General features: G+C 54.3%; 5 protein-coding genes. 2 read left to right on the top strand and 3 right to left on the bottom strand.

The genetic code is table 11. The features are described from left to right. Nucleotides 1–165: 165 nt before the first annotated feature. Nucleotides 166–669: a cell-envelope stress modulator CpxP gene (gene cpxP, locus VH187_RS02095; protein WP_329699840.1), complete on the bottom strand. Its 504-nt coding sequence runs from the start codon at nucleotides 667–669 to the stop codon at nucleotides 166–168. A 150-nt stretch (nucleotides 670–819) separates the two neighbouring features. Here cpxP and cpxR point away from each other — a divergent pair, with 150 nt between their 5' ends. Further along, the gene (cpxR, locus tag VH187_RS02100) at nucleotides 820–1,518 is read left to right on the top strand and encodes an envelope stress response regulator transcription factor CpxR (RefSeq protein ID WP_329699841.1); all 699 of its coding nucleotides are present in this window, start codon (nucleotides 820–822) and stop codon (nucleotides 1,516–1,518) included. Beyond that, a complete protein-coding gene (gene cpxA / locus VH187_RS02105; protein WP_329699842.1) occupies nucleotides 1,515–2,888 on the top strand; it encodes an envelope stress sensor histidine kinase CpxA in 1,374 nt (457 codons plus the stop codon). Before cpxR ends, cpxA begins: the two co-directional genes overlap by 4 nt. Before the next feature lie 45 nt (nucleotides 2,889–2,933). Here cpxA and yiiM read toward each other — a convergent pair whose 3' ends face one another. Further along, entirely contained in the window at nucleotides 2,934–3,608 is a 675-nt protein-coding gene (yiiM, locus tag VH187_RS02110; protein ID WP_329699843.1) for a 6-hydroxyaminopurine reductase, read from the bottom strand. 167 nt (nucleotides 3,609–3,775) lie between these two features. Next, nucleotides 3,776–4,207 (bottom strand): Fe-Mn family superoxide dismutase (locus VH187_RS02115; protein WP_329699844.1); only part of this gene is annotated, 432 nt, incomplete at its 5' end.

The following is a 4,207-nucleotide window of genomic DNA, read 5'->3' on the forward strand; positions in this document are numbered from 1 at the left end:
TGACCAATCGGCCATAGGTTTGATTCATAAGCACTCCCACACTCTTCTGCGGGTAGTATAGCGGAATGTGTCAATGGGGAGTTGGCGGAAAAAAGGTAAAAAAAACCCCCTCATCATGAGGGGGAAGACAGGGATGGTGTCTATGGCAAGGAAAAACAGGGTCTATTACTGGTTACTACGGGTATTGCTACTACTGAACAGCATTGATTCTGTACTCTGCTGCATCCGTGCAACCTCACGCAACTCGTCCAAACGTTGCTGGTGTCTCTCATTTAAAACCGCTTGCTGCTCCGGCGTTAATAGCCGGTACATCTGGTTGCGCACCCGGGCCATTTCGACCTGGCGGGCAACCTGCTCTTGCGCCATTTTCTCGGCTTGAGCACGAACAGCGGTTTCATCAAATTTATCTGCGGTGACAAGCTTATGCATTGTCTCCATTTCGCTAACATTAACAGGCGGTTGTTGGCGTCGAGCCTGTTGCATAAGATCCCGCATCTGCTGACGCTGATATTCGGTTAAACTTATGCCGTCAAACATATGGCCCTGATGACTGCCCTGCGCCGCTCCATCACCTGGAGCCCAGTTAACGCTGTTGACGACTTCAGCAGCCTGGCTATTCGCACTTAGCGCCAGCGTTGAGGCCATGACGGCAGCGATAACATTGCGCATCAATTGCTCCCAAGTACTTTTGTTTCGCGATTCAACGAGAGACAGTCTACGATTCAGGCTGCAAACATGCGTCAGGGGGTGTAAAACAACGTAAAGTCATGGATTAGCAAGCCTTGATGACGTAATTTCTGCCTCGGAGGTATTTAATCAATGAATAAAATCCTGTTAGTGGATGATGACCGGGAGCTCACCTCCCTGTTAAAGGAACTGCTCGATATGGAAGGCTTCGATGTGCAGGTTGCCCATGATGGGGAACAAGCACTGGCGCTTTTAGATGACAGCATCGACCTGCTTTTGCTCGACGTAATGATGCCGAAGAAAAACGGTATTGATACCCTTAAAGAGCTTCGACAGACACACCAGACACCGGTCATTATGTTGACCGCACGCGGCAGCGAACTGGATCGCGTTCTCGGCCTTGAGCTGGGCGCTGACGACTATCTGCCAAAACCATTCAACGACCGTGAACTGGTCGCGCGTATTCGCGCTATTCTGCGCCGCTCTCACTGGAGCGAACAGCAGCAGACCAGCGATAACGGTTCACCGACTTTAGAAGTGGATTCTCTGAGCCTGAATCCTGGGCGTCAGGAAGCGAGCTTCGACGGCACTACGCTGGAACTGACCGGCACCGAGTTCACCCTGCTCTACCTGCTGGCGCAGCATCTCGGCCAGGTCGTCTCGCGTGAACATCTGAGCCAGGAAGTGCTGGGTAAACGCTTAACGCCATTCGACCGTGCTATCGACATGCATATTTCCAATCTGCGCCGTAAATTGCCGGAACGGAAAGACGGTCATCCGTGGTTTAAAACCTTGCGGGGCCGCGGCTATTTGATGGTGTCCGCTTCATGATTGGAAGTTTGACCGCTCGCATCTTTGCCATTTTCTGGTTAACCCTGGCACTGGTGCTGATGCTGGTCCTGATGTTGCCTAAGCTCGATTCACGTCAAATGACGGAACTGCTGGACAGCGAGCAACGCCAGGGGCTGATGATTGAGCAACATGTCGCAGCCGAGCTGGCGAACGATCCGCCCAACGATTTGATGTGGTGGCGTCGGCTTTTCCGCGCCATCGATAAATGGGCACCTCCGGGGCAACGCCTTCTGCTGGTGACCAGCGAAGGCCGCGTGATCGGCGCAGAACGCAGCGAAATGCAGATCATTCGTAACTTTATCGGTCAATCTGATAACGCCGATCATCCGCAGAAAAAACGCTATGGCCGACTGGAAATGGTGGGGCCCTTCTCCGTCAGAGACGGCGAAGATAACTACCAGCTTTACCTGATTCGTCCGGCAAGCACCTCACAATCCGATTTCATCAACCTGCTGTTTGACCGTCCGCTGCTGTTGCTGATTGTCACCATGCTGGTGAGCTCACCGCTGCTGTTATGGCTGGCGTGGAGCCTCGCGAAACCTGCTCGTAAGCTGAAAAATGCTGCGGATGAAGTGGCTCAGGGTAACCTGCGTCAGCATCCGGAGCTGGAATCCGGGCCGCAGGAATTCCTTGCCGCCGGGTCCAGTTTTAATCAGATGGTGACCGCACTCGAAAGAATGATGACTGCCAATCAGCGCCTGCTTTCTGATATCTCCCACGAGCTGCGCACGCCGTTAACGCGTCTGCAACTGGGCACGGCGTTACTGCGCCGTCGCGCGGGGGAAAGCAAAGAACTGGAACGTATCGAGATGGAAGCGCATCGTCTGGACAGCATGATCAATGATCTGCTGGTGATGTCGCGTAATCAGGCGAAAAATGCGCTGGTGAGTGAGAACGTGAAGGCGAATCAGCTGTGGGGCGAAGTGCTGGACAACGCCGCGTTTGAAGCGGAACAGGTCGGAAAATCATTCACCGTTGAGTATCCGCCAGGCCCATGGCCGCTGTACGGTAACCCAAATGCACTGGAAAGCGCGTTTGAAAATATCGTGCGTAACGCTCTGCGTTATTCAAACAGCAAAATTTCGGTCAGCTTCTCGGTGGATAAAGACGGCGTCACCATCAATGTGGATGATGACGGCCCAGGTGTGAGTCCGGAAGACAGAGAGCAGATTTTCCGTCCGTTCTATCGCACCGACGAGGCGCGCGACCGTGAATCTGGCGGTACGGGTCTTGGGCTGGCGATCGTCGAAACCGCTGTTCAGCAGCATCGCGGCTGGGTGAAAGCCGACGACAGCCCGTTAGGTGGACTGCGGTTAACGCTTTGGTTGCCGCTGTATAAACGCGGGTAATCGCATCGTTCTATCCCTCTCCCTAAAAAGGGGGAGGGAAAAACGCTACTTGCCCCACAACCGCCGTGAATTATCCTCGATGTGCCCACTCAAACGCCGCTTCTGCATCGTACGCGTCCAGCTTACGGATAACCCCGCCGCCGACAGCAAGCGATGATATTGCTCATCGTCATACGGCGTGTACCACGCAATCGCCGCCGCGTCATACACTGAGATATCGCTGAGCCGGGAAACCAGCTCCAGTGGCTGCTCAGTCGACACATTGCCTGCCACAATCACCCGATACAGCCAGCCCATTTTGCCACTGCTTTGCATCAGCGAAGACAAATCGCTAATGCCAAAATGGTAGTTGAGCTTAAAGCACGGCGAACGCGGCTGCGTCACCTGAATCAGCGCGTTCCCCCAGCGGTAAATATCGCCGATAAACACGTTTTTCTCCGTCAGCCCTGCGGTCGAGAGATTCTCGCCAAATGCTGGCGCACAGAACAATTCTGCCTGCTCGGGGAATTCGCGCGCCCATTCGGCGTAATGTTCGCGAGGGTAATGACAGAGCGCACGATCAGGGCCACCGTGGATTTTCTTTTCCGCCTGTTCATCGCCCACCAGGCCCAGCTCGGTGAGTTCAAGCTCGCCCTCTACTTGCAATTTTGCGATGGCGCTCGGACGACTGCCTTCGTACGCACGCACGCTGCCCGTAAACACTTCCACTGGATATTGCATCTTCCCTCTCCTGCTTGCGGAACACATTGCCGCTATTTTTGCACGTAAACTGCGCAAAAGGCGACAGGCATAAAACGGTTATCGCGTGAGAACAGGCATAAAAAAACCCCGCTGAGTCAGCAGGGCTTTGATGGCGGCTCAATAGCAGCCGCAGGCACTCAATCGCCTTATTTTTTAGCAGCGAAACGCGCAGCTGCTTCATCCCAGTTCACCACGTCCCAGAACGCTTTGATGTAGTCCGGGCGACGGTTCTGGAATTTCAGGTAGTAAGCGTGTTCCCACACATCCAGGCCCACAATTGGGAAACCAGACGCGCCAGAGATCGCTTCACCCATCAGCGGGGAGTCCTGGTTCGCGGTAGAAACCACAGCCAGTTTGTCACCTTTCAGTACCAGCCATGCCCAGCCAGAACCGAAACGGGTCGCTGCTGCTTTTTCAAACTCAGCTTTGAAGTTGTCCACGGAACCGAAATCGCGCTCGATAGCGGCTTTCAGATCGCCCTGCAGGGTGGTGCCGGTTTTCAGGCCTTTCCAGAACAGGCTGTGGTTTGCGTGACCGCCAGCGTTGTTACGCAGAACGGTTTTCTTGTCTGCTGGCAG

Source organism: Scandinavium sp., from assembly GCF_036271055.1.
In the GTDB taxonomy this organism is placed as follows: domain Bacteria; phylum Pseudomonadota; class Gammaproteobacteria; order Enterobacterales; family Enterobacteriaceae; genus Scandinavium.

What these genes read in the sequence shown, in the direction of transcription:
- yiiM (WP_329699843.1), bottom strand. Translation starts at nt 3,608, where the DNA reads ATGCAATATCCAGTGGAAGTGTTTACGGGCAGCGTGCGTGCGTACGAA.
- cpxA (WP_329699842.1), top strand. Translation starts at nt 1,515, where the DNA reads ATGATTGGAAGTTTGACCGCTCGCATCTTTGCCATTTTCTGGTTAACC.
- cpxP (WP_329699840.1), bottom strand. Translation starts at nt 669, where the DNA reads ATGCGCAATGTTATCGCTGCCGTCATGGCCTCAACGCTGGCGCTAAGT.
- cpxR (WP_329699841.1), top strand. Translation starts at nt 820, where the DNA reads ATGAATAAAATCCTGTTAGTGGATGATGACCGGGAGCTCACCTCCCTG.